Genomic DNA, 22,623 nt, shown 5'->3' with positions numbered 1-22,623 from the left:
CACCGGAGACGAACAATGACCCGTCGCGCCCACCGCAGCGCGCACGGCCGTCCGATGCCGGACGGGCCTGCGCCCTTCACAACATTGGTCGAGTTGACCTTCGAGAAACGCAAGGTCGAGCACTGGATACGCTTCGGCCGCAAGAACTACGAGCAGATCATCGACCGCCGCCGCAGCGTCCTCGGCTTCGCGCCGGGCAGCGTCTTTGCCTTCGTGCGATGGGCGAAAGGCGAGCACGGCACTGTCGTTTCCCGCATCGACATTGTGCGCGCCATCGGCCGGGGCGAGCCGTTCCAGACACTGCCGTTCGTGCGCCCCGGCGGCGAAATCCTGTTGCGCCTCGATAGCTGGCCCAAGGTGCAGCGTGCGCTTGCCGCTATCGACGCCGTGGAATCGCTCGGCCTCGATCCGGCCGATGCCTCGCCGGATCATTGGCGGCACGTCCACAACCGTTTGACCGCCAATCTGGAGCCGCACGCCTACACCCCCGAGCGACATGCCGCGTGGCTTCATCGCCGAAGGATCGACCCATGACGCGCCGCCGCACCCTCACGGTGACGGCGCTCGCCGTCATCGGCATCGCTGCTGCAAGCGCGGTCGAGACGCCGACGAAACTCATATGGAACGCCACCGCCAGCGCGCCCATCGGCTTCTACACCGTCGAGCCAGCCGACCGGATCGACGTGCCCGAGCTGGTCGCCATCATGCCGCCCGAACCGCTCGCCGGCTTCATGGTCGAGCGCGGCTATATCGCGCGAGGCGTCCCGCTGTTGAAGCGCGTCTTGAGCCTGCCCGGACAGCGGGTTTGCCGCGCCGGCCGCACGATCACGGTGAACGGGATCGAGATGGGCGAGGCGCTGGAGCGCGACAGCCTCGGCCGCGATCTGCCCGTCTGGCAGGGCTGCCGCGTCATCGGCGACGACCAGCTTTTCCTCATGAATTGGGAAGTCCGCGACAGCCTCGACGGCCGTTACTTCGGACCCATCCCCGCAGCTTCCGTCATCGGCCGAGCGGTCCCGCTCTGGACCGATGAGGAAGGCGTCGGCCGCTACGAGTGGCGCGCTCCAACGCACTGAAACCACCCCCCGAGAACCAACCGCAGGAGATTTCCATGGCAGAGATAGGCACCTTCACCCGCACCGAAACCGGCTATGCCGGGGAGCTTCATTCGTTCGGCCTCCACGAAAAGCTGTTCATCGTCCCGGCCAAGCCGAGCGACGTGAAAAACGCGCCCGATTATCGCGTGCGCCTCGATAGCGAGGACGGCCCGGACGCCGGCCCCGCATGGAAAGACTTCAGCGAGAACGCTGGCGACTTCGTGTCGATGCGATTGGAGGGACCAATCTTCCCGTTCCCGATCCGCGCCAAACTGTTCCAGTCCAACGACGATCCTTCGGTCTGGACCCTGCGCTGGAAGCACGCCCGGAAGATCGAGGATGAGGAATGACGGCCGCGCGCGTTCGGCCCGCCATCCGGTCAAAGATCGGCATCCCTTTGTTCGCGGAAAAGCCGTCTCATCCCTTCGTCCCGCTCGGCGACCAGACGGCCGGCGCGCGCAGCGAAGGTCAGGGGCGGCCATCGGCCGGCGCTTGCGCCTTGCCCTTGACCGCAGCGAGCACGCTGGCAGGCTGGCGGCGCAGCGGAGACAGGCCGGCATGGCATTATGCCGTCCTGCTACTGGCGGGGGCGCTTTCCGTCTGCATCGGATCGGGCGTCGCTGTCGCGCAATCCGTGCCGGTCGAGCGCGTGGCCGCCGCCCATCCCTATGCGGCGCACATCGCCGAGGCGTCGCAGCGTTTCGGCATCCCCGAGCACTGGATTCGCGCCGTGCTGCGCGCCGAGAGCGCGGGCGACGTGCGCGCGATTTCGTCGGCCGGGGCGATGGGATTGATGCAGGTGATGCCCGACACATGGGCGGGCCTGCGCGTCCGCCATGGCCTCGGCCGCGATCCCTACGACCCGCGCGACAACATCCTCGCAGGCACGGCCTATCTGCGCGAGATGTTCGACCGCTACGGCAATGTCGGTGCGATGCTTGCGGCCTATAACGCCGGCCCCGGCCGCTATGACGAGCACCGCGCGACAGGCCGCCCGCTTCCCGCCGAGACGCGCGCCTATGTCGCCGCGCTCGCCCCGATCCTCGGCGGCGCGGCTGCAATCGAACCGCCGTCATCGGCACCGCCACCGCCGCCAGATTGGCGTGAATCACCGATGTTTGTCACACGCTCGACCGACGCCCGAACTGCGCCCGCGCTGCCGTCCGAGGCGCAATCCGGCGATCTGTTTGCTGCCGTTTCGGAGCCGGATCGCCGATGAAGATCGCCTATGCCGACCCGCCCTATATCGGCTGCGCACACCTCTATCGGGACCATCCCGATTACGCGGGCGAGGTCGATCATGTGCGCCTGATCGAGCGGCTGGAGCGCAACTATGACGGCTGGATATTGCACGCCGCCGCGACGCCGCGCTCCATCGCAACGCTTGCCCCGCTGGTCGAGAGGACGGGCGCGCGATGGATGGCATGGGTGAAGGGATTTGCGGCGTTCAAACGCAATATCCCGGTCGCCTTTGCGTGGGAGCCGGTCATCGTGAAGGCGGCGCGAAAGCCTGTCGTCAGCAAACGGCTGGTGATGAGGGACTGGATTCAGGAGAGCATCACGCTTCGCCGTGGCCTCACTGGCGCAAAGCCCGAAGCGGTCTGCCATTGGGCTTTCGAGATGGTCGCCGCGCGTCCCGACGATACGCTCGACGACCTGTTTCCCGGCACCGGGGCGGTTGCCGAAGCATGGCGCACATGGCGGCTCAAATTCGCTTTGCCGGACGAGCCGGCGGCGCGCTCCGCAGCGCCTCCCGGTGTGCAGGATCGTGCAGCGGATGGAGCAGGATCATGAAGGCAGGAGGGGCAGAAAAGGCAGGAAGGGCGGAGGGCAAGATTAAAGAAGACGGCACCATGTCGGGCCGCTTCTGGAAATTATTGTTGTCTGCACACTGGTTAGGTGACCGGTTCCGGCACCATGGTTTTGAGGGGCGGCGTGCCGCGATTTTGCGCAAAGCCTTGGCTTTGCAGGGGTTCGAGCGGCACCATAGGCGCAGATCGGCCGTTTTCCGGCGGTTTGGGCTGGAGTCGCGCCCTTGAGCGCCGACGACGAAAACCGCTTCCGTCCGAAGCCCGGCCGCATCCGATCCGACACGCCGAAGGCTGGCAAGACCAAGAGCTTTTTCACGCAGGTCAAGAAGATCACCCGGCAGCATCAGGCAGCGGCCTCCCGCGATCCTTCCATGCCGTCACCCGCCCGCCCGTCACCGCCGGGCCGGTCCCGCGCCGTGGTCGCCAGCGGCAAGGGCGTGAAGCGCGGCCGGGGCGCAAGCTTCGTGCGCGCTCGCAACATCTCTGGCCATTGGCATCATCGCCAGCCGGGCAGCCGCCGCGTGATGGTCAAGCAGCGCAGCGTCCGGGCTGCGTGGAAGGGCGGCCGCGCCCGCGCGCATCTGCGCTATGTCCAGCGCGACGGCACGTCACGCGATGGCGAGCGCGGCCGGCTCTATTCGGCGACCGAGGACCGCGCCGATGGCGACGCCTTCCTTGATCGCGGCAAGGACGACCGCCACCAATTCAGGTTCATCGTCTCGCCCGAGGACGGCGCGGAGCTATCGGACCTCACGGCTTACACCCGCGATTTCATGAAGCAGGTGGAAGCCGACCTCGGCACGAAACTCGATTGGGTCGCCGTCAATCACTACAACACCGGCCATCCCCATGTGCATGTCATCGTCAACGGCCGCGACGATAGCGGCGGGGATCTAGTCATCAACGGCGACTATCTTTCCGCCGGCCTGCGCGAACGGGCCAGCGAGCTTGCCAGTCTGGAACTCGGCCCTGTCACCGAGATCGAGCAGACCCGCAAGCTGTCCGACGAAATCGACCAAGACCGTTTCACCCGGATCGACCGCGCCATGGCCGAGGAAGCCGACGCCAGTTTCCTCGACCTTCGCCATGAACCGGCAGAGCCGAGGCGGCAGTTCGAGCGGACGCTGCGCCTGCGCCGTCTCGGCAAGCTGGAGAGGATGGGGCTGGCGACGGGGCACGCGCCCGGCGTTTGGGAATTGAGCAAGGACATGGAGCCGGCCCTGCGCGAATTGGGCGAGCGCGGCGACATTATCCGCACAATGCAGAAGGCGCTCGGCCCGCAGGGCGGCGCACGCGATCCCATGAGCTTCCAAATCCATGACGGAACGCCCGAGACACCCATCGTCGGGCGCGTCGTGGACAAGCACCTGTCCGACGAGCTGGGGGAGAACCTGACCGTTGTAGTGGACGGGATCGACGGCCGCACCCACCACATCGCCGGCATCGCGCCCGAGCGGCTGGAGGACGCCCGTATAGGCAGCGTCGTCCAGATCGGCCCGGCAGAGGTGACGGCCCGGCCGTCCGACCGCAGCATCACCGCCATCGCCGAGGACGGCATCTATCGGCCGAGCCGTCATCTGGAGCAGGCCAAGTTCGAGGGGCGCGTCCCCGGCGGCGACTATGAGGGCTATGTCGATGCCCATGTGCGCCGGCTGGAGGCGCTGCGCCGGGCCGGGATCGTCGAGCGGATCGACGCCGACCAATGGCGCATCCCCGATGATCTGGTCAGCCGCGCCGCTACCTATGACGCCGGCCGCGACCGGCAGGCCAGCGTTCGCGTCCTGTCCCCGGTCGGTCTGGAAAAGCAGATCGGATTGGACGGCGCGACATGGCTGGACCGGCGATTGATCCATGGCGAGACGGCCGACCTTGCGCCGTCCGGCTTCGGCCAGCAGGTGCGCGAGGCCATGGACCAGCGCCGCGAGCATCACATCGAACAGGGCGACGCCACCCGAGCACGGAACGGCCGCATCTTCTATCGGCGTAGCCTTCTCGCCACGCTGCGCGAGCGCGAGGTTGAGCGCGTCGGCGCGGAGATGGCCGGGAGCAAGGGCCTGCCGTTCCGCGCCGCCACGGACGGCGAGAGCGTGAGCGGCAAGTTCAGTGGCACCGTGCAGCTATCGAGCGGCAAGTTCGCCGTGGTCGAGAAATCCCATGAGTTCACCCTTGTCCCTTGGCGGCCGGTCATCGACCGCCAGCTCGGCCGCGAGGTCATGGGCGTTGTGCAGGGCGGTTCAGTATCATGGCAACTCGGGCGGCAGAGGGGGATAAGCCTCTAATCTGCTGTAGATGAACGTAGCCGCTCGAAACCGGCGATGAGGCTGTCGAGTCCGAAGTTGAACGCAGCATCCATGCCGTCTGTTTCCAACTCGTGAAACAGATCGTGCAGGAAGGACGACGGTGCTTGCTCGGACACATCTGGCCTGTCCGGAACTCTCTCATCGGCATCAGATGCCTGCTGCTCGAGAACGGAACCGACCACATAGTGACTGACCGCCCGGAGCGCCCAAACGGCGCGCTTCGGACCAAAGCCCGCCGAGCAGAGAAAGCGTATTTGCGTCTCGGCGGTGCCAAAATTCGGTTCTGTAGGTCGAGTGCCGGCATGGATACGCGCGCCGTCGCGATAAGAGAGCAACGCCGTTCTGAAGCTTAGGGCGTTCTCTTTCAGGAACACCCGCCAGTCCTCATCGCCTTCGGGTAGTGAGCGGGTGTGGCGTTCCGCCAGCATCGCCTCCGCCAATGCGTCAAGCAGCGCTCGCTTGTTCTGGAAATGCCAGTAAAGCGCAGGCTGCTGAACCTTGAGGCGTTCAGCGAGCTTCCGCGTCGTCAGGCTGTCCATGCCAACCTCGTTCAACAGCTCCAGCGCCGCCGCGATCACGGTGCCCTTGTCCAGTTTGGTCATTCACGTTCCTTCGCCAGTGCTTGACAATTTATCACCGATAAGTTCTATGTCCACATCCTTATCGTTGATAAAGTCGCTCGCATTGAGCGGCGCTGGAGTTTCAGGTGCGCAGCTCTGCCATCATTGCCCTGCTGATCGTGGGGCTCGACGCCATGGGTCTCGGCCTCATCATGCCAGTCCTTCCGACTCTTCTGCGTGAGCTTGTGCCAGCAGAGCAGGTCGCCGGTCACTATGGTGCCTTGCTGTCGCTCTATGCATTGATGCAGGTCGTCTTCGCGCCCGTGCTTGGACAGCTTTCGGATTCTTACGGTCGGCGTCCGGTGCTTCTGGCTTCCCTTGCGGGAGCCGCAGTCGATTACACGATTATGGCATCAGCGCCGGTCTTATGGGTGCTCTATATCGGCCGACTCGTCTCCGGCATCACGGGCGCAACCGGAGCTGTAGCTGCCTCAACCATTGCCGATTCGACGGGGGAAGGTTCTCGCGCACGCTGGTTCGGCTACATGGGTGCCTGTTATGGGGCGGGCATGATTGCCGGGCCAGCACTTGGTGGCATGCTCGGTGGTATCTCTGCTCATGCCCCGTTTATCGCCGCCGCCCTTCTCAACGGGTTCGCGTTCCTGCTTGCCTGCATTTTCCTCAGGGAGATCCGTCGCGGTCATGGCAAGACCGGAAAGCCGGTTCGTATCCAACCATTTGTTCTATTCCGGCTGGATGATGCATTGCGTGGGCTAATTGCGCTTTTCGCAGTTTTCTTCATTATTCAACTGATCGGCCAAGTGCCTGCGGCCCTATGGGTCATATATGGCGAGGACCGTTTTCAGTGGAACACCGCGACCGTTGGTTTGTCGCTCGCGGCGTTTGGGGCAACACATGCGATCTTCCAAGCGTTTGTTACCGGCCCGCTTTCAAGCCGGCTTGGAGAGCGGCGCACGCTACTCTTTGGCATGGCTGCGGATGCGACTGGCTTCGTTCTTCTGGCTTTTGCCACGCAGGGATGGATGGTGTTCCCGATTCTGTTGCTGCTTGCCGCCGGGGGCGTTGGCATGCCGGCCTTGCAGGCAATGCTCTCAAACAATGTCAGCAGTAACAAGCAAGGGTCTTTGCAGGGAACGCTAACGAGCTTCACCAATCTAAGCTCTATCGCGGGACCGCTTGGCTTCACAGCACTCTATTCTGCCACCGCCGGAGCATGGAACGGTTGGGTTTGGATTGTCGGCGCGATCCTCTATTTAATATGTCTGCCAATACTACGCAGACCATTCGCAACTTCATTGTGATTTAGTCATGGCGAATTGGCATGCGTAGACTTAGGAGAAATGACGGATTAAATCCGTTGAGCAATCATCTCCTTTCGGGGCGAGTGCCAATGATGACCTTAGTTCACACTCTCGCTGTCGCCGAATATCTCAACTTCCGTCACGCCGCCAATGCGCTCGGCGTTGCACAGTCCAGCGTCAGCGCCCGCGTGAAGGCACTGGAAGAAGACCTTGGCATCCTTCTGTTCGAGCGCCATGCGCGGGGTGTTCGGTTGACCGAGGCCGGACGCCACTTCGTCGAGCGGATAGCCGCAGGCATCGACCAACTCGACCATGCGGTGAAGACCGCCGGCATGGCGGCAGCCGGAGAAAGCGGCCGGCTTCGCATCGGTATCCATGCCCTGATCCCTCGCAGCTTCCTCGCAAAGCTGATCGGCCAATACCGCGAAGGCCACCCCGGCGTTGAAGTCGAAATGACCGAAGGCACGGCCCGCGATGCGGTCATGCAGCTTCGCGCCGACCGGCTGGACGTGGTGTTCGTGGCGGGCACGCCCGAGCTGCCCGACTGCCATTCCCGCCACATATGGACCGAACCGCTCTTGGCGGTGTTACCGGAGCGGCATCCGTTCGCCGAGCGGTCGGCCGTTACATGGGCCGATCTGGCGGGCGAGACGTTCCTTGTTCGGCATGGCGGCACTGGCCCGCAAGTTCATAGCCATATCGTGCTGCGCCATGCCGGACTCTGGCCCGCGCCGTCGATCCTGCGCTTCGACGTGGGGCGCGGCGCGCTGCTGTCCATGGTCGGACAGGGCTTCGGCATCACCATCGTCAGTGCGGCCACGGCGCTGTTGCCATCAACCGGCATTGTCTTCTTGCCCTTCGCCGACGAGCCGGAGCCGGTCGCCTTCTCGGCTGTCTGGTCGCCGTCCAACCGCAGCGCGGCGCTTCGCAACCTGCTCAGCCTCGCCAACGACATGGGCCGGCAGGTCTGCACGAATTCAGTACTGCCACGGATAGCGAGGGCGTGAGCCGAAGTGGTCGCGGAAGCACCGTCCGGGACTGTTATTGCCATCGCCGGAAAGCGACACTTGCATTAACGCCGCCAAAGCCGAATCCGTTGGAAATGGCATGTTCCATGAGAATGGGCCGCGCAGATTGGTGAACTAGGTCGATACCTGCGGCAACAGGATCGGGGTTTTCTAAGTTTCTCGTGGGGGGAGCGATTTGATCCCGTAGGGCGAGTATTGTGAAGATTGCCTCAATACCACCTGCGGCACCAAGTAGGTGCCCCGTCGCCGATTTCGTGGCGCTTACGGCCACATCATGATTGCCAAACACGGATTTTATCGCGGCAATTTCTCCTCGATCTCCTACGGGGGTGGAGGTGGAATGAGCGTTCAAATGTTGAATATCGATTGGCTTCAACCCGGCACTCTGGAGCGCGATTTTCATCGCACGGGCCGCACCTCGACCGTCCTCTGGACCGGCAGTCATATGGTGTGCATCAGCGCTTGTGCCGTATCCCACCAATTCGGCTATGGGCGTGGCACCCCGAGCCAGGGCATGTTCCAATTCCTCTATGACGATCAGACCCGCCCCTTCGGACATTACGAAACCATCGCGCTCGGTGTCGAACGGCCTCGACGCCATTTCCGGTGTAGTATTGTACCCCATGGATAGTGCTCGCGCGGCAGCAAATGCCCCGAGACTAACCGTATCAATGCACGCTTCTGCCCCGCCGCACAGAGCGATGTCGGCTTCGTTGGAGCGTATCAGCCGCGCGGCGTCGCCGATGGCCTGAACGCTGGCAGCGCAGGCGGTTACAGGCGTGCCAATTGGGCCTGTAAATCCATACCTGATGGTAACCTGTCCTGCCGCGAGGTTGGCAAGAAACGATGGTACGGTAAACGGTGATAGCCTCCGTGGCCCCCGAGTGTCGGTTATGCGAACTGCCGAAGCGATAGCGGGAAACCCGCCTATACCAGAAGCAATAATCGTTGCTGTGCGCTCAAATTCGTAGTCGCTCGCGGGATGCCATCCCGCCGTTTCAAGAGCCTCCTTTGCGGCCGCAAGTGCAAACAGAATGAAGCGATCCATTTTTCGTTGATCCTTTGTGTCGACGATCAAATCGGGATCGAAACCGGCTTCGGAATCTTCAATCAGACTAGGAACGAGCCCCCCGATTTTCACCGGCAGATTGCTGGAAATTTCATCAGGCAATGTTCTAATGCCTGACTTTCCATCAAGGAGTCTGTTCCAGCTTATTTCAGCCCCGGAACCAAGAGGGCCGACTAAACCCATGCCGGTCACAACAATTCGACGCATTGGATTATTCCGCTCCTTTTTCTGAGCTTATCCGCTTCACGCGGTTTATGACGCGCATCGTTTCTTCCGTTGCCGCTGGGCCTGCTAGAAGAACCGTGTTTTCAGGAGTGATTTTTTCTCCAGTATCCGCATCGACTATGATGGCGTTTCGTTCCCTACCGGTTTCCCTGTCGCCAAGGCGCATGGCTATTTCATTGGGCGCAAGGTTCCGGTTTCCCCATGCGAACAGGGCGATTGCTACCGGATAGAAATCTCGCCCCTTGTCGGTAAGGACGTATTCAAATCGAGGCGGATGATCATTGTATCGTTGCCTTTCAAACAACCCTTCGGCTGTGAGATGTTTCAATCGCCTCGCCAAAATGTTCGCGGAAATACCGAGATTCTTCTCGAATTCATCGAATTTGCTCAACCCTTGGAAGGCGTCCCGCAGGATCAGGATGCTCCACCAGTCACCGACGCTTTCCAGCGCTCGGGCTGCGGGACACTCTAATGACAGAAAGCTTGTTCGTTGCATGACACATCCATAATGGTGTAACTTCCATCATGCAAGTCACTTGTGCGTAGTAGGCGACATAGAGGGAGGGGGCAATCCAATGCGTCATTCTAAGGAAGCCAAGCAACTGCGTCCGCTACGGCGTGCAATGAAGCACTGTAGTGGCATTTGAGCGATGCGACGGCGGCGATCAGCACCGATGAATGGTTGCCCATGAGGCGACCACTCGGCCGGATAACGTGAAGGGAACCCGTCCTATTTGCCGCCGATAGTATCCGGCAGCCCTCCGGCAACCGCTTTCCTGTTGCCTGTCCCGATTTTGCCTACTCTCTGATCGGCTCCGTCTCTTTTGCCGACTGGAGCCTGCATTGCGCGGAGGTCGAATCCTTTGGGGTCAGATTGCCGTAGTCTTCACCATCGTTCTAGTGATGGTGTGGGCAGCGACGCAATGGACGGCGTTCCGCCTCGGATTCCAGCCGCAGCTTGGAGCACCATGGTTCGAGCTGGCGGGCCTGCCGGTCTATTATCCGCCCGCCTTCTTCTGGTGGTGGTTTTCCTTCGACGCCTATGCGCCCGCGATCTTCGTCGAGGGCGGCATCATCGCCGTATCGGGCGGTATCCTCGCCATCGCCGCCGCCATCCTCATGTCGATCATCCGGGCACGGGAGGCGCGCAACGTCGCCACCTACGGCTCCGCACGATGGGCCGAGGACAAGGAAATCCGCGCAGCCGGATTGCTCGGCCCCGATGGGGTCCTGCTCGGCCGATACGACCGCGACTATCTGCGCCATGACGGTCCTGAGCATGTCCTATGCTTCGCCCCGACGCGCAGCGGCAAAGGCGTCGGGTTGGTGGTGCCGACGCTGCTGACATGGCCGGCATCCGCCATTGTCCACGACATAAAGGGCGAGAACTGGACCCTGACGGCGGGCTTTCGCGCGAAGCATGGCCGTGTGCTGCTGCTCGATCCCACGAACGCCAGATCGTCGGCCTACAACCCGCTGCTGGAGGTCCGGCAAGGGGAATGGGAAGTCCGCGACGTGCAGAATATCGCGGATATTCTGGTCGATCCCGAAGGCAGTCTCGACAAGCGCAACCATTGGGAAAAGACCTCTCATTCGCTTCTGGTCGGCGCGATCCTGCATGTTCTCTATGCGGAGACGGACAAGACGCTGGCGGGCGTCGCCAACTTCCTGTCCGACCCCCGCCGTCCGGTCGAGGCGACCTTGCGTGCGATGATGGACACGCCGCATCTCGGCGAAGCAGGCGTTCATCCCGTCATCGCGTCGTCGGCCCGCGAGCTGTTGAACAAATCTGAAAACGAGCGGTCGGGCGTATTGAGCACCGCCATGTCGTTTCTCGGCCTCTACCGCGATCCCGTGGTGGCGCGGGTAACGGCGCGGTGCGACTGGCGCATTGCCGATCTGGTCGGCAGCCGCCAGCCTGTCACGCTCTATCTGGTCGTGCCGCCATCCGACATAAACCGCACCAAGCCGCTTATTCGCCTGATCCTCAACCAGATCGGCAGGCGCTTGACCGAGGATTTGAACACTTCGGCCAAGCGCCATCGGCTGCTGCTCATGCTCGACGAGTTTCCGGCGCTCGGCCGTCTGGATTTTTTCGAGTCCGCCTTGGCCTTCATGGCAGGCTACGGCATCAAAGGCTTCCTGATCGCGCAGAGCCTCAACCAGATCGAGCGCGCCTATGGGCCGAACAACGCCATTCTCGACAACTGCCATGTGCGCGTCAGCTTCGCCACGAACGACGAACGCACCGCCAAGCGGGTGAGCGACGCGCTCGGCACCGCGACCGAGCTGCGCGACTCCACCAACTATGCCGGGCACCGGCTGGCCCCGTGGCTCGGGCATCTCATGGTTTCCCGACAGGAGACGGCCCGGCCGCTGCTCACGCCGGGCGAAATCATGCAGCTACCACCCACCGATGAAATTGTCATGGTGGCGGGCACGCCGCCGATCCGCGCCATCAAGGCCCGCTATTTCGAGGATGCGCGGTTTCAGGAACGCATCCTGACCCCGCCCGATCTGGTTGCCGCTCCGCTGGCGCCCAGCCCATCCGCCGATGATTGGTCCGGCCGCATGGTCGCGGCGGAAAACCGTCCCGCGACCGACGCCGCAGACGGGGCCGAGGGCGATCCGGCCAATGCCGGCATCCGCCGCGAACCCGAATTGCCCGAGCATGAGGAAATCGTCGCCCCGCCGCCGTCGCCCGAACAGGAGTTCGAGTTTCTGGACGACGAGCCGGACGTTGACGCCGCCAAGACCCGCGCCATGCGCCAGCGCATGAGGATGGTCGCGCGGCAGGTCGCCATGAACCCCGATGACGGCATTGAGCTTTAAGGACACGCCCATGACCACACGCACCCGCCTGAATATCTATTTCGACCCCGCGCTCATTCCACAGATCGAGGCGATGGCGCTGCGCCGCTCGGTGGCGCTGCGCCGCAATGTCTCGAAATCCGCCATCGTGGAGGCGGCGGTCATGTCCTACCTGTCCGGCGATGCCGACGACCAACTCGAAGCCGCCATGTCGCGCCGCTTGGATAAACTCGGCCGCCAGATCGACACGCTCGACCTAGATCTCGCCGTCCTCGGCGAGACGGTCGCGCAGTTCATCCATTTCTGGATGACCCTCACGCCGCCGCTTACGGGAGCCGCGCAATCCGCTGCCCGCGCCAAAGGTGCGGAGCGGTTCGAGGGCTTCATGCAGAATCTCGGCCGGCGTCTGGCGACCGGCGACAGGTTCCTCAAAGAGCTGTCGCGCGACCTCGACTCACTTCCCGACGATCCGTTGCCGGACGAATCCGAGAGCAACGGCGATCAAGAGTAAGTATTCGGACCCGTCCTATTTACCGCCGTTCGCCGCCGATCACCGCACGCAGCTAGATACTTGTTGAACCGGGCCAATTCCGGGCTTTCTTAATCGACCCCGTCCGGGGACCGCCTGTTGCGCCCCGCCAGAAGCCGGGGCCGACATGACCACCAACCACCACAGACAGGAAGCGATCCAGCGCGGCGCGCGCATGTTGCGCACCGCGCTCGGCCCCGCAATCGCCCGGCTGCTCGAAGACCCGGCCGTGGTCGAGGTTATGCTGAACCCGGACGGCCGCCTTTGGGTGGATCGGCTGTCCGAAGGGCTTTCCGACACGGGCGAACGGCTGTCTGCCGCCGATGGCGAACGCATCGTGCGGCTGGTCGCGCATCATGTCGGCGCGGAGGTTCATGCCCGCAGCCCGCGCGTCTCGGCCGAACTGCCGGAGAGCGGCGAGAGGTTCGAGGGCCTTTTGCCGCCCGTGGTCGCTGCCCCCACCTTCGCCATCCGCAAGCCCGCCGTCGCGGTGTTCACGCTCGACGACTATGTGGCCGCCGGCATTATGTTCGCCGATCAGGCGGAAACGCTGCGCGAAGCCGTCGCAGCCCGCGCCAATATCCTTGTCGCGGGCGGCACCAGCACCGGCAAAACCACCCTGACCAATGCGCTGCTCGCCGAGGTCGCCAAGGGCGCGGATCGTGTCGTCATCATCGAAGACACCCGCGAGCTGCAATGCGCCGCGCCCAATTTGGTCGCCATGCGGACGAAAGACGGCGTGGCGACGCTTTCCGATCTGGTCCGTTCCTCGCTGCGCCTGCGCCCCGACCGCATCCCAATTGGGGAGGTGCGCGGGCCGGAAGCCCTCGACCTTCTGAAAGCATGGGGCACGGGGCACCCCGGAGGGATCGGCACTATTCACGCCGGCACCGGCATCGGCGCGCTACGCCGCCTTGAGCAGCTCATCCAAGAGGCTGTCGTCACGGTCCCGCGCGCGCTGATCGCCGAAACTATCGACCTTGTTGCCGTCCTTTCCGGGCGCGGTTCTGCGCGCCGGTTGGCCGAGCTTGCCCGCGTCGAAGGGCTGGGGCCGGACGGCGACTACCGCATCACGCATCCCATCCCTTCGGCAATCCCCACCAGCACAGGAGAATCTTCATGATCCGCACGTTTTCGCGCGGCTATCGCTTCGCCGCGACCGCCGCATCCACCCTTGCCATCAGCCTCATACTCGCCCCGGCCGCCCATGCGTCCGGTTCGTCGATGCCATGGGAACAGCCCTTGCAGCAAATCCTCCAGTCCATCGAGGGGCCGGTTGCCAAGATCATCGCCGTCATCATCATCATCGTGACGGGCCTGACTCTCGCGTTCGGCGATACCAGCGGCGGCTTCCGTCGCCTGATCCAGATCGTGTTCGGCCTCAGCATCGCGTTCGCCGCATCGAGCTTCTTCCTGTCTTTCTTCTCCTTCGGCGGCGGGGCGCTCGTTTGATGGCGGGCGGACTCGAACAGCTCGACGCGGTGCCCGGATTCTCGATCCCGGTCCACCGGGCGTTGACCGAGCATATCCTGCTTGGCGGCGCACCAAGAAGCATTGCCATCATGAACGGGACGCTTGCAGGGGCTGTTGGCCTCGGCTTGCGCCTCTGGCTGGTCGGCATCGCCATTTGGGCCATCGGCCATTTCGCCGCCGTATGGGCGGCGAAGCGCGATCCCCAATTCGTCGAGGTCGGGCGCAGGCATCTCCGCATCCCCGGCCATCTGGCGGTTTGAGGGAGGCGCGTCGATGATGAACCTTGCCGAATACCGCCGCACCGCCACCCGGCTCGCCGACTATCTGCCATGGGCGGCGCTGGTCGGCTCCGGCGTCGTCTTGAACAAGGACGGCAGTTTTCAGAGGACCGCGAAGTTTCGCGGTCCCGATCTGGATTCCGCCGTCGCGGCCGAGCTGGTCGCCGTCGCCGGCCGCATCAACAATGCCGTGCGCCGTCTCGGCTCCGGTTGGAGCATCTTCGTCGAGGCGCAGCGCAGCGAGGCCGCGACCTATCCCGACAGCACGTTTCCCGATGCCGCATCGGCGCTGGTCGATGCCGAGCGCAAGGCCGGTTTCGAGGAAGCGGACGCGCATTTCGTGTCCGGCTACTTCCTGACCTTCCTCTGGCTGCCTCCGGCCGAGGAAGCCGCCCGCGCCGAAACATGGCTCTACGAGGGCCGCGAGAAAACAGGCGTGGACCCGTGGGAGCTGCTGCGCGGCTTCATCGACCGCACCGACCGCGTGCTGGCGCTGCTCGACGGCTTCATGCCCGAGTGCCGTTGGATGGATGACGGCGCGACGCTGACCTATCTCCATTCCACCATTTCGACCAACCGCCATCGCGTGCGCGTGCCCGAGGTGCCCATGCACCTCGACGCGCTGCTCGCCGACCAGCCGTTGACCGGCGGGCTGGAGCCGCGCCTTGGCGACGCGCATCTCCGCGTCCTGACCATCGTGGGATTCCCGACCGCGACGACGCCGGGCCTGCTCGACGAAATGAACCGGCTGCCGTTCCCCTACAGGTGGAGCACGCGCGCGATCCTGCTCGACAAGACCGATGCGACCCGGCTGCTGACCCGCATCCGCCGCCAATGGTTCGCCAAGCGCAAGAGCGTCGCCGCGATTCTGAAAGAGGTGATGACCAACGAGGCGTCCGCCCTTGTGGACACCAACGCAGCGAACAAGGCGCTCGACGCCGACATGGCGTTGCAGGAGCTTGGGGCGGACGTGGCGGGCATGGCCTACGTCACGGCGACCGTCACAGTATGGGATGCCGACCCGCGCCTTGCCGACGAGAAGCTGCGCCTGGTCGAGAAGATCGTTCAGGGCCGCGACTTCACCGCCATGCCCGAGAGCGTCAACGCGGTTGACGCATGGCTCGGCAGCCTGCCCGGACACACCTACGCGAATGTGCGGCAGCCACCCATCAGCACTTTGAATCTCGCCCACATGATCCCGCTTTCGGCAGTGTGGGCGGGGCCGGAACGGGACGAGCATTTCGGCGACGCTCCATTGCTTTACGCTAGGACCGAAGGCTCAACCCCGTTCCGGTTGTCTTTGCATGTCGGCGACGTAGGGCACACCCTTGTCGTCGGCCCGACCGGCGCGGGCAAATCCGTGCTGCTCGCCCTCATGGCGCTCCAGTTCCGCCGTTACGCAGGATCGCAGGTTTTCGCCTTCGACTTCGGCGGTTCGATCCGCGCCGCGTCGCTCGCCATGGGCGGGGATTGGCACGATTTGGGCGGTGGCCTCACGGAAGGAGACGAGGCGTCCGTTTCGCTCCAGCCGCTTGCCCGCATCCACGACACCTATGAACGTGCATGGGCGGCGGATTGGATTGCGGCCATCCTCATGCGCGAGGGGCTGGCGATCACGCCAGAGGTGAAAGAGCATCTTTGGACGGCGCTGACCTCTCTGGCGTCCGCGCCGGTCGAGGAACGCACCATCACCGGCCTCGCGGTCCTGCTGCAATCCAACGATCTGAAACAGGCGCTCCGGCCGTTCTGCGTCGGCGGTGCCTATGGCCGACTGCTCGACGCCGAGGCGGAACATCTCGGCTCGGCGGACGTGCAGGCGTTCGAGATCGAGGGCCTTGTCGGGACCGGCGCGGCCCCGGCCGTGCTCGCCTATCTGTTCCATCGCATCGGCGACCGGCTCGACGGGCGGCCTACGCTGCTCATCATCGACGAGGGTTGGCTCGCGCTGGACGACGAGGGGTTTGCCGGCCAGCTCCGCGAATGGCTGAAAACGCTCCGCAAGAAAAACGCCAGTGTCATCTTCGCCACGCAAAGCCTGTCCGACATTGACGGCAGCGACATTGCGCCGGCCATCATCGAGAGCTGCCCAACGCGGCTCTTGCTGCCGAACGAGCGGGCCATCGAACCGCAGATCACGGCCATCTATCGCCGCTTCGGCCTCAATGACAGGCAGATCGAAATCCTCGCAAGGGCCACCCCAAAGCGGGATTATTACTGCCAGTCACGGCGCGGCAACCGGCTGTTCGAGCTGGCCTTGTCCGAAGTCGGCCTCGCGCTCTGCGCCGCATCCGCCAAATCCGACCAGACGCTCATAGCGCAGATCATCGCCGAACACGGCCGCGACGGCTTCCTCGCCGCATGGCTGCGCGAGCGCGGCGTCGATTGGGCGGCCGACCTGATCCCGAACCTCACCAATCTTGCCGACCAGCCGGAATCCGCCGCGCCGGCCCGGCTCGATAACCACCCCACACAGGAGATTCTTCCATGACCTATCCCAAGATTGTCGGGGCCTCGGCCCTCGCGCTGGCGCTCGCCGTGCCTGTCGCGCTTTCGCCCATGCTGGTAAGCCCGGCCCATGCGCAATTCGGCTTCGGCCGCATCGTCTATGACCCGAGCAACTACGCGCAGAACGTCCTCACGGCGGCGCGCACGCTCGAACAGATCAATAACCAGATCACCAGCCTCCAGAACGAGGCGCAGATGCTCATCAATCAGGCCCGCAACCTTGCGAGCCTGCCGCATAGCTCGCTCCAGCAGCTCCAGCAGAACGTCCAACGCACGCAGCAGCTTCTCGGGCAGGCCCAAAATCTCGCGTTCGAGGTCGGCCAGATCGACCAAGCGTTCCAGAGCCAATACGGCAATGTCTCGCTTTCGGCGACCGACGCCCAGCTTGTCGCCGATGCGCGCAGCCGCTGGGAGAACACGGTCGGCGGCTTGCAGGACGCGATGCGCGTTCAGGCGGGTGCGGTCGGCAACATCGACAGCAACCGCGCCGAGATGGCCGCGCTTGTCGGCCAGAGCCAAGGAGCGACCGGCGCGCTGCAAGCCACGCAGGCCGGCAACCAGCTTCTCGCGCTCCAGTCGCAGCAGCTTTCCGACCTGATCGCCGTCATCTCGGCGAACGGCCGCGCCGACGCGCTCACGGAGGCCGAGCGCGCGACCGCCGCCGAACAGGGCCGCATCCAGCGCGAGCGGTTCCTGACGCCCGGCAGCGGCTACCAGCCGGGCAACGCGCAGATGTTCAACGGCAACAACTGATGGGGAGGCTCGCCATGGACGGCAAGATGCTGGCCCGGCTCGGGGCCGTGGTGTTCATCGCCATCGCCGTCACGGCGACCGCAATCGACATGGCGCGGAAGGACGAGCCTTCCGCGCCGCCCCCGGCCTCGGCCTTCCAGCCCCCGGCCGATCCCCTGCGCGAAACCCTGCGCCGTTGCCAGCAGCTCGGCGAGGCGGCGGCGAATAATGCCGACTGCCTCGCCGCATGGGCAGAATCCCGCGACCGCTTCCTCGGCCGTGACCGCAGCGAGGCGCGCTGACCATGGGCAACACGGGCGTCATCGACTCGTTTCTAGGCGTATTCACCTCCTACATCGACAGCGGTTTCGGGCTGCTCGGCGGTGAGGTCGCCTTCATCGCCACGACGCTCATCGTCATCGACGTGACGCTTGCCGCGCTCTTTTGGGCATGGGGTGCGGATGACGACATTATCGCGCGGTTGGTGAAGAAGACCCTTTTCGTGGGCGTATTCGCCTACATCATTTCAAACTGGAACAACCTCGCCCGCATCGTCTTCGAGAGCTTCGCCGGCCTCGGCCTCATGGCGTCGGGCACCGGCTTTTCCGTCACCGACCTGATGCGGCCGGGCCGCGTCGCGCAGACCGGCCTCGACGCCGGCCGCCCGCTGCTCGATTCCATTTCCGACCTGATAGGCTGGATCGCCTTCTTCGAGAACTTCATCCAGATCGCTTGCCTGCTGTTCGCATGGGCGCTGGTGGTGCTGGCCTTCTTCATCCTCGCCATCCAGCTATTCGTCACCCTGATCGAGTTCAAATTGGTGACGCTCGCCGGCTTCGTGCTGATTCCGTTCGGCCTGTTCGGCAAGACCGCGTTCATGGCCGAAAAGGTGCTCGGCAACGTGGTGTCGTCCGGCATCAAGGTTCTGGTTCTCGCCGTCATCATCGGCATCGGCAGCACCTTGTTTTCGCAGTTCACGGCCGGTTTCGGCGGGGCAACCCCGACCATCGACGACGCCATGGCAATTGTGCTTGCAGCCCTGTCGCTGCTCGGCCTCGGCATCTTCGGTCCCGGCATAGCAAACGGCATCGTTTCGGGCGGCCCGCAGCTCGGCGCGGGTGCTGCCGTGGGAACCGGGCTTGCGGTTGCAGGTGCGGCCGTCGCCGCTGGCGGCGGGGCCATGCTCGCCGCCAAAGGTGGTGCCGCTGCCCTGTCCGGCGGGGCCGCGGCCGTCCGCGGCGGCGCGGCCACCGCGGGCGCAGCGACCGCCGCCTATAGCGTCGGATCGCTCGGCCAGACCGGGGCGGCGGGCGTCGCCTCCGGCCTCGGCGGCGTCGCGCGTGCCGCAGGATCGGCGGCTATCTCGCCGCTCAAACGCGCCGCTGCGCGCGCCAGCGAATCCGTCAAATCCAGCTTCTCCGCTGGCGCGAAAGCCGGATTCGGCGCGTCGGGCGGCAGCTCGACCATGGGCACGGTCGGCGGCGCGAGCGCCGATCCCGCCGCCGCAGCATCCGGCCCGGCCGGCAGCCCGCCCGCATGGGCGCAACGGATGCGGCGCTCGCAGGCCATGAACCACGGCGCGACCATGGCCGCCCATGCGGTGCGCTCCGGCGACAGCCACGGCTCCGGTTCCTCCATCAACCTTTCCGAAAGTGACCGCTCATGAGCATCTTCAAACGACCAGCAACCCATTACGGCAAATCGCCAGAACCCGAGACGCCCTATCAAAAGGGCGCGCAGGCTTGGGACGAGCGCATCGGCTCGGCCCGCGTGCAGGCGAAAAACTGGCGCTACATGGCGTTCGGCTCGCTGATCCTTTCGGCCGGCTTCGCCTCGGCGCTGGTCTGGCAGTCCGCACGCGGAACCGTGGTGCCTTGGGTCGTGCAGGTGGACAATCTCGGTCAGGCGCAGACCGTCGCGCCTGCCAACGCCGACTATCGGCCGACCGATCCGCAGATTGCTTTCCATCTCGGCCGATTCATCGAGCAGGTGCGCGCGATCCCGGCCGACGCGATCATTGTCCGCCAGAACTGGCTTCGCGCCTATGAGTGGACCACAGATCGCGGCGCGGCGGCGCTCAACGACTACGCCCGCGCCAATGATCCCTTCGGCAAGGTCGGCCGCCAGCAAGTCGCCGTCGAGGTGTCTAGCGTCATCCGGGCGTCCCCCAACAGCTTCCGCGTCGCGTGGACCGAACGCCATTTCGAGAACGGCCAGCTTTCCACCACGGAACGATGGACGGCCATCCTCACCATCGTCATCCAGCCGCCGCGCGACGCCGAGCGTCTGCGCGCCAATCCGCTGGGAATCTACGTCAATGCAATTTCATGGTCGCGGGAGATGAGCCAATGAAAGCGTCAGCTTGCATCAATCACCTCGCTGATCTTGCCCTCGGAGATCATGAAGAACGAGGTGCCCGTCATCTTAATCTCCTGTCCGGCTTTCCAGCCGTTGGGAAGGTCAGCTTTGACTTTCGCTCTATACCCGATCCGCACCGCTGCGCGATCCTCGATGGCGATGCAATCGAGGATCGTCTGCTCTCTTTCCGCAAACAATTGAACGCCCTGTTCAGCCAACGCGCGAAATTCTTCAATTCCGCGCGTCTCGTTCGTTATTTCGCCGTTCGATCTGTTAACAAACCGAACATCGCTCGACAGACAGTCAAGCATCGCCCGAACATTCATCGTGTTGTAGGCGTCGATATACCGGGCAACAATCGTTGGGACAGAATCCATTCTGTCGGCTCCTCATCATTGGTTGTGAAGCCGCTATCCTATGCGACTTTTGTGACGGTCGTGGCAATCGCTTTGGCAGGCTGCGCCACCAACCGGACGCCGCAATTCAGCTACGATGCCAGCGTGCCGCCGCTGCCGACCGTGCAGGCGGCGGCAACCGACAACACGCCCCGGCCGTTGCATGTGCCCCCGGCATGGACCGTCGCACGCGGCGGCACGACTGCCGGCACGCCGACCGGCCGCGTCGAGAACGCCAATGCAGCCGCTCGCGTCGAGCCGCGCCGCGAAGGCTACTACAACGCCATCCAGATTTATCCGTGGTCGGAAGGCGCGCTCTATCAGGTCTATGCCGCAGTCGGGCAGATCACGACGATCGCGCTGGAGCCGGGCGAGAGTCTGACAGGCGCGGGGCCGATTGCGGCGGGCGACACCGCCCGCTGGATCATTGGCGACACGGAATCCGGTTCGGGCGCACACCGCCGCGTCCATATCCTCGTGAAGCCGACGCGCCCGGACATTTCGACCAACCTTGTCGTGACCACCGACCGGCGCACCTACATGCTCGAGCTGCGCGCACGGGAATCGCTCTACATGCCCGCTGTCGCCTGGGCATATCCCGCAACGCCCGGCCAGCGCCGAACCGTTCCGGCCACGCCGATCATCCCGGCCGAGGCGGCGCGGAACTATCGCTATGGCTTGCAGGTGCAGGGCGACAGCCCGCCATGGCGGCCAGTTTCCGTGTTCGACGATGGACGGCGCGTCTATGTCGTCTTCCCGGCCGGGATCGTGCAGGGCGAGATGCCGCCGATCTTCGTGCTCGGCTCCAATGGCGAACCGCAGATCGTCAACAGCCGAGTCCACCAGAACGTCTTGATCGTGGACCGCCTGTTCGGCGCGGCCGAGCTGCGCCTTGGCAGCGGCAATCGCCAGCAGGTCGTCAGGATCGTCCGCATCAACCCGACGCAGGCCGCCGCCGCACAGCCCGCCAGCGCGACCGGAGGCTCCCCGTCATGACCGACAACACCATTGCCGACACCGCCGCGCCCATGCGGCTGCGCGCTGAATCGCCCCGCGTCACCCGCCTGTCGCGCAAGATGCTGGCAGGCGTCGGAGCCGTCGCGCTTCTCAGCATCGGCGGGGCGCTGATCTATGCGCTCCAGACCCGCGATGCAGGACCGGGAAGGGACGAGCATTATTCAACCGAGAACCGGCCCACGGCGGACGGCCTGTCCGGCCTGCCGAGCGACTATAGCGGGCCGGCGCTCGGCCCGGCGCTGCCCGGCGACCTCGGCCGCCCGATCCTCGACGCGCAGAACCGGGGACAGCCCATTGTAACGCCGGCAATCACGACGCCCGCCGTCGATCCAGAGGAAGAACGCCGCCGCGCCGAGGAAGAAGCCGCACGCTTGAGCAACGTCTTTTTCCAGTCTGGCCCGCGCACGGTAGCGCCAGCCAGCACGGCCATGCCCGGCCTCGCCGGGCTTGGCCTCGGCGGGCAGCCCGCGACACAGGATCGCCACGCGGCGTTTCTCAACGGGCCGGTGGACCGGCAGACCGTCTCCCCGGATCGCGTTGCGCCGCCGGCATCGCCCTATATCCTTCAGGCCGGGGCCGTGATCCCGGCCGCGCTCATCACCGGCATCCGTTCCGACCTTCCGGGCCAGATCACCGCACAGGTGACGGAAAACGTCTATGACAGCCCGACCGGCTCGCTGCTGCTGATCCCGCAGGGCACCCGCATCATCGGCCAATACGATGACGGTGTGACCTTCGGCCAGCGCCGCGTGTTGCTTGTCTGGAATCGCCTGATCCTGCCGGGCGGCCGTTCCATCGTCCTTGAGCGCCTGCCGGGCGCGGACGCCAGCGGCTATGCCGGGCTGGAAGACGGGGTTGATTACCATTGGTGGGATCTAATGAAGGCCGCAGGGCTGTCCACGCTGCTCGCAGTCGGTTCGGAGCTGGCGACGAGCGACGAGGACCGGCTGATCCGCGCCATCCGCGACGGGGCGCAGGATACCGTCAATCAGGCCGGCCAGCAGATCGTCCAGCGCCAGTTGCAGGTCGCGCCGACGCTCACCATCCGGCCGGGCTTTCCGGTCAGGATTATCGTCACCCGCGATCTTGTGTTCGAGCCGGCAGGAGGTTGAC

24 protein-coding genes and 1 pseudogene are annotated in these 22,623 nt (G+C 64.5%); 21 read left to right on the top strand and 4 right to left on the bottom strand.

What is annotated here, in order from left to right:
* Positions 1-15 precede the first annotated feature (15 nt).
* From ACE3N9_RS11785 to ACE3N9_RS11755, 7 genes and pseudogenes are all read left to right on the top strand, one after another.
* The gene (locus ACE3N9_RS11785; protein WP_374283919.1) at positions 16-534 is read left to right on the top strand and encodes a DUF2840 domain-containing protein; all 519 of its coding nucleotides are present in this window, start codon (positions 16-18) and stop codon (positions 532-534) included.
* On the top strand, positions 531-1,076 hold the full coding sequence (locus ACE3N9_RS11780; protein ID WP_374283918.1) for a S26 family signal peptidase: 546 nt from the start codon (positions 531-533) through the stop codon (positions 1,074-1,076). The genes ACE3N9_RS11785 and ACE3N9_RS11780 overlap by 4 nt, the downstream gene beginning before the upstream one ends.
* Before the next feature lie 35 nt (positions 1,077-1,111).
* On the top strand, positions 1,112-1,447 hold the full coding sequence (locus ACE3N9_RS11775) for a DUF736 domain-containing protein (RefSeq protein ID WP_374283917.1): 336 nt from the start codon (positions 1,112-1,114) through the stop codon (positions 1,445-1,447).
* Positions 1,444-2,316, top strand: a complete 873-nt coding sequence (locus tag ACE3N9_RS11770; protein ID WP_374283916.1) for a lytic transglycosylase domain-containing protein — start codon at positions 1,444-1,446, stop codon at positions 2,314-2,316. The genes ACE3N9_RS11775 and ACE3N9_RS11770 overlap by 4 nt, the downstream gene beginning before the upstream one ends.
* Positions 2,313-2,891 (top strand): hypothetical protein, encoded by a 579-nt coding sequence (locus tag ACE3N9_RS11765; protein ID WP_374283915.1) that lies wholly within the window; start codon positions 2,313-2,315, stop codon positions 2,889-2,891. The genes ACE3N9_RS11770 and ACE3N9_RS11765 overlap by 4 nt, the downstream gene beginning before the upstream one ends.
* Before the next feature lie 388 nt (positions 2,892-3,279).
* A pseudogene (locus ACE3N9_RS11760) lies at positions 3,280-3,783 on the top strand (relaxase/mobilization nuclease domain-containing protein); the annotation flags it as partial.
* 171 nt (positions 3,784-3,954) lie between these two features.
* Positions 3,955-5,187: a DUF3363 domain-containing protein gene (locus tag ACE3N9_RS11755; protein WP_374283943.1), complete on the top strand. Its 1,233-nt coding sequence runs from the start codon at positions 3,955-3,957 to the stop codon at positions 5,185-5,187.
* On the opposite strand, the gene tetR(G) is transcribed toward ACE3N9_RS11755, so the two are convergent.
* Positions 5,184-5,810 (bottom strand): tetracycline resistance transcriptional repressor TetR(G), encoded by a 627-nt coding sequence (gene tetR(G), locus ACE3N9_RS11750; RefSeq protein ID WP_374283914.1) that lies wholly within the window; start codon positions 5,808-5,810, stop codon positions 5,184-5,186. The two genes, ACE3N9_RS11755 and tetR(G), sit on opposite strands and share 4 nt — an antisense overlap.
* Before the next feature lie 104 nt (positions 5,811-5,914).
* Here tetR(G) and tet(G) point away from each other — a divergent pair, with 104 nt between their 5' ends.
* Together tet(G) and ACE3N9_RS11740 are read left to right on the top strand one after the other, a co-directional pair.
* Positions 5,915-7,090 (top strand): tetracycline efflux MFS transporter Tet(G), encoded by a 1,176-nt coding sequence (tet(G), locus tag ACE3N9_RS11745; RefSeq protein ID WP_374283913.1) that lies wholly within the window; start codon positions 5,915-5,917, stop codon positions 7,088-7,090.
* A gap of 89 nt (positions 7,091-7,179) precedes the next feature.
* Complete coding sequence (locus ACE3N9_RS11740) at positions 7,180-8,097, top strand: LysR family transcriptional regulator (RefSeq protein ID WP_374283912.1); 918 nt, start codon at positions 7,180-7,182, stop codon at positions 8,095-8,097.
* A gap of 34 nt (positions 8,098-8,131) precedes the next feature.
* Here ACE3N9_RS11740 and fabF read toward each other — a convergent pair whose 3' ends face one another.
* Together fabF and ACE3N9_RS11730 are read right to left on the bottom strand one after the other, a co-directional pair.
* Positions 8,132-9,394 carry a beta-ketoacyl-ACP synthase II gene (gene fabF / locus ACE3N9_RS11735; protein ID WP_374283911.1) on the bottom strand — a complete coding sequence of 421 codons (1,263 nt, stop codon included), beginning with the start codon at positions 9,392-9,394 and terminating at the stop codon, positions 8,132-8,134.
* A 4-nt stretch (positions 9,395-9,398) separates the two neighbouring features.
* The gene (locus tag ACE3N9_RS11730) at positions 9,399-9,908 is read right to left on the bottom strand and encodes a helix-turn-helix domain-containing protein (RefSeq protein ID WP_037405040.1); all 510 of its coding nucleotides are present in this window, start codon (positions 9,906-9,908) and stop codon (positions 9,399-9,401) included.
* 347 nt (positions 9,909-10,255) lie between these two features.
* Here ACE3N9_RS11730 and ACE3N9_RS11725 point away from each other — a divergent pair, with 347 nt between their 5' ends.
* The 10 genes from ACE3N9_RS11725 (at position 10,256) to trbF (ending at position 20,092) form a co-directional block, all read left to right on the top strand.
* Entirely contained in the window at positions 10,256-12,244 is a 1,989-nt protein-coding gene (locus ACE3N9_RS11725) for a conjugal transfer protein TraG (protein WP_374283910.1), read from the top strand.
* A gap of 10 nt (positions 12,245-12,254) precedes the next feature.
* Positions 12,255-12,734, top strand: a complete 480-nt coding sequence (locus tag ACE3N9_RS11720; RefSeq protein ID WP_374283909.1) for a CopG family transcriptional regulator — start codon at positions 12,255-12,257, stop codon at positions 12,732-12,734.
* 145 nt (positions 12,735-12,879) lie between these two features.
* Positions 12,880-13,875: a P-type conjugative transfer ATPase TrbB gene (gene trbB / locus ACE3N9_RS11715; RefSeq protein WP_374283907.1), complete on the top strand. Its 996-nt coding sequence runs from the start codon at positions 12,880-12,882 to the stop codon at positions 13,873-13,875.
* A complete protein-coding gene (locus ACE3N9_RS11710; RefSeq protein ID WP_374283906.1) occupies positions 13,872-14,204 on the top strand; it encodes a TrbC/VirB2 family protein in 333 nt (110 codons plus the stop codon). Before trbB ends, ACE3N9_RS11710 begins: the two co-directional genes overlap by 4 nt.
* Positions 14,204-14,485 carry a VirB3 family type IV secretion system protein gene (locus ACE3N9_RS11705; protein WP_174835068.1) on the top strand — a complete coding sequence of 94 codons (282 nt, stop codon included), beginning with the start codon at positions 14,204-14,206 and terminating at the stop codon, positions 14,483-14,485. Before ACE3N9_RS11710 ends, ACE3N9_RS11705 begins: the two co-directional genes overlap by 1 nt.
* Before the next feature lie 13 nt (positions 14,486-14,498).
* A complete protein-coding gene (gene trbE, locus ACE3N9_RS11700; protein ID WP_374283905.1) occupies positions 14,499-16,991 on the top strand; it encodes a conjugal transfer protein TrbE in 2,493 nt (830 codons plus the stop codon).
* Positions 16,988-17,761: a P-type conjugative transfer protein TrbJ gene (gene trbJ / locus ACE3N9_RS11695; protein ID WP_374283903.1), complete on the top strand. Its 774-nt coding sequence runs from the start codon at positions 16,988-16,990 to the stop codon at positions 17,759-17,761. Before trbE ends, trbJ begins: the two co-directional genes overlap by 4 nt.
* Positions 17,762-17,775: 14 nt before the next feature.
* Positions 17,776-18,042, top strand: coding sequence for a putative entry exclusion protein TrbK-alt (trbK-alt, locus tag ACE3N9_RS11690; protein WP_374283902.1), 267 nt, complete (start codon positions 17,776-17,778; stop codon positions 18,040-18,042).
* Positions 18,043-18,044: 2 nt separating this feature from the next.
* Positions 18,045-19,406 (top strand): P-type conjugative transfer protein TrbL, encoded by a 1,362-nt coding sequence (gene trbL, locus ACE3N9_RS11685; protein WP_374283900.1) that lies wholly within the window; start codon positions 18,045-18,047, stop codon positions 19,404-19,406.
* On the top strand, positions 19,403-20,092 hold the full coding sequence (trbF, locus tag ACE3N9_RS11680) for a conjugal transfer protein TrbF (RefSeq protein ID WP_374283899.1): 690 nt from the start codon (positions 19,403-19,405) through the stop codon (positions 20,090-20,092). Before trbL ends, trbF begins: the two co-directional genes overlap by 4 nt.
* Before the next feature lie 5 nt (positions 20,093-20,097).
* Here trbF and ACE3N9_RS11675 read toward each other — a convergent pair whose 3' ends face one another.
* Positions 20,098-20,409: a nuclear transport factor 2 family protein gene (locus ACE3N9_RS11675; protein WP_374283942.1), complete on the bottom strand. Its 312-nt coding sequence runs from the start codon at positions 20,407-20,409 to the stop codon at positions 20,098-20,100.
* A 90-nt stretch (positions 20,410-20,499) separates the two neighbouring features.
* Between ACE3N9_RS11675 and trbG the strand changes: the two genes are divergently transcribed.
* Positions 20,500-21,489, top strand: a complete 990-nt coding sequence (trbG, locus tag ACE3N9_RS11670; protein WP_374283941.1) for a P-type conjugative transfer protein TrbG — start codon at positions 20,500-20,502, stop codon at positions 21,487-21,489.
* Positions 21,490-21,521: 32 nt separating this feature from the next.
* The gene (locus ACE3N9_RS11665; RefSeq protein WP_374283940.1) at positions 21,522-22,622 is read left to right on the top strand and encodes a TrbI/VirB10 family protein; all 1,101 of its coding nucleotides are present in this window, start codon (positions 21,522-21,524) and stop codon (positions 22,620-22,622) included.
* The last annotated feature ends 1 nt before the right edge of the window (position 22,623 follow it).

The organism is Novosphingobium sp. (assembly GCF_041905565.1).
In the GTDB taxonomy this organism is placed as follows: domain Bacteria; phylum Pseudomonadota; class Alphaproteobacteria; order Sphingomonadales; family Sphingomonadaceae; genus Novosphingobium.
Note: the sequence above shows the minus strand (reverse complement) of the source record. Positions and strands in the feature narration are given on the sequence as shown.

Excerpts from the sequence above, each read along its gene's own strand:
- ACE3N9_RS11785 (WP_374283919.1), top strand. The coding sequence starts at position 16 with ATGACCCGTCGCGCCCACCGCAGCGCGCACGGCCGTCCGATGCCGGAC.
- ACE3N9_RS11780 (WP_374283918.1), top strand. The coding sequence starts at position 531 with ATGACGCGCCGCCGCACCCTCACGGTGACGGCGCTCGCCGTCATCGGC.
- ACE3N9_RS11775 (WP_374283917.1), top strand. The coding sequence starts at position 1,112 with ATGGCAGAGATAGGCACCTTCACCCGCACCGAAACCGGCTATGCCGGG.
- ACE3N9_RS11770 (WP_374283916.1), top strand. The coding sequence starts at position 1,444 with ATGACGGCCGCGCGCGTTCGGCCCGCCATCCGGTCAAAGATCGGCATC.
- ACE3N9_RS11765 (WP_374283915.1), top strand. The coding sequence starts at position 2,313 with ATGAAGATCGCCTATGCCGACCCGCCCTATATCGGCTGCGCACACCTC.
- ACE3N9_RS11755 (WP_374283943.1), top strand. The coding sequence starts at position 3,955 with ATGGCCGAGGAAGCCGACGCCAGTTTCCTCGACCTTCGCCATGAACCG.
- ACE3N9_RS11740 (WP_374283912.1), top strand. The coding sequence starts at position 7,180 with ATGATGACCTTAGTTCACACTCTCGCTGTCGCCGAATATCTCAACTTC.
- fabF (WP_374283911.1), bottom strand. The coding sequence starts at position 9,394 with ATGCGTCGAATTGTTGTGACCGGCATGGGTTTAGTCGGCCCTCTTGGT.
- ACE3N9_RS11730 (WP_037405040.1), bottom strand. The coding sequence starts at position 9,908 with ATGCAACGAACAAGCTTTCTGTCATTAGAGTGTCCCGCAGCCCGAGCG.
- ACE3N9_RS11720 (WP_374283909.1), top strand. The coding sequence starts at position 12,255 with ATGACCACACGCACCCGCCTGAATATCTATTTCGACCCCGCGCTCATT.
- trbB (WP_374283907.1), top strand. The coding sequence starts at position 12,880 with ATGACCACCAACCACCACAGACAGGAAGCGATCCAGCGCGGCGCGCGC.
- ACE3N9_RS11710 (WP_374283906.1), top strand. The coding sequence starts at position 13,872 with ATGATCCGCACGTTTTCGCGCGGCTATCGCTTCGCCGCGACCGCCGCA.
- ACE3N9_RS11705 (WP_174835068.1), top strand. The coding sequence starts at position 14,204 with ATGGCGGGCGGACTCGAACAGCTCGACGCGGTGCCCGGATTCTCGATC.
- trbE (WP_374283905.1), top strand. The coding sequence starts at position 14,499 with ATGATGAACCTTGCCGAATACCGCCGCACCGCCACCCGGCTCGCCGAC.
- trbJ (WP_374283903.1), top strand. The coding sequence starts at position 16,988 with ATGACCTATCCCAAGATTGTCGGGGCCTCGGCCCTCGCGCTGGCGCTC.
- trbK-alt (WP_374283902.1), top strand. The coding sequence starts at position 17,776 with ATGGACGGCAAGATGCTGGCCCGGCTCGGGGCCGTGGTGTTCATCGCC.
- trbL (WP_374283900.1), top strand. The coding sequence starts at position 18,045 with ATGGGCAACACGGGCGTCATCGACTCGTTTCTAGGCGTATTCACCTCC.
- trbF (WP_374283899.1), top strand. The coding sequence starts at position 19,403 with ATGAGCATCTTCAAACGACCAGCAACCCATTACGGCAAATCGCCAGAA.
- ACE3N9_RS11675 (WP_374283942.1), bottom strand. The coding sequence starts at position 20,409 with ATGCTTGACTGTCTGTCGAGCGATGTTCGGTTTGTTAACAGATCGAAC.
- ACE3N9_RS11665 (WP_374283940.1), top strand. The coding sequence starts at position 21,522 with ATGCGGCTGCGCGCTGAATCGCCCCGCGTCACCCGCCTGTCGCGCAAG.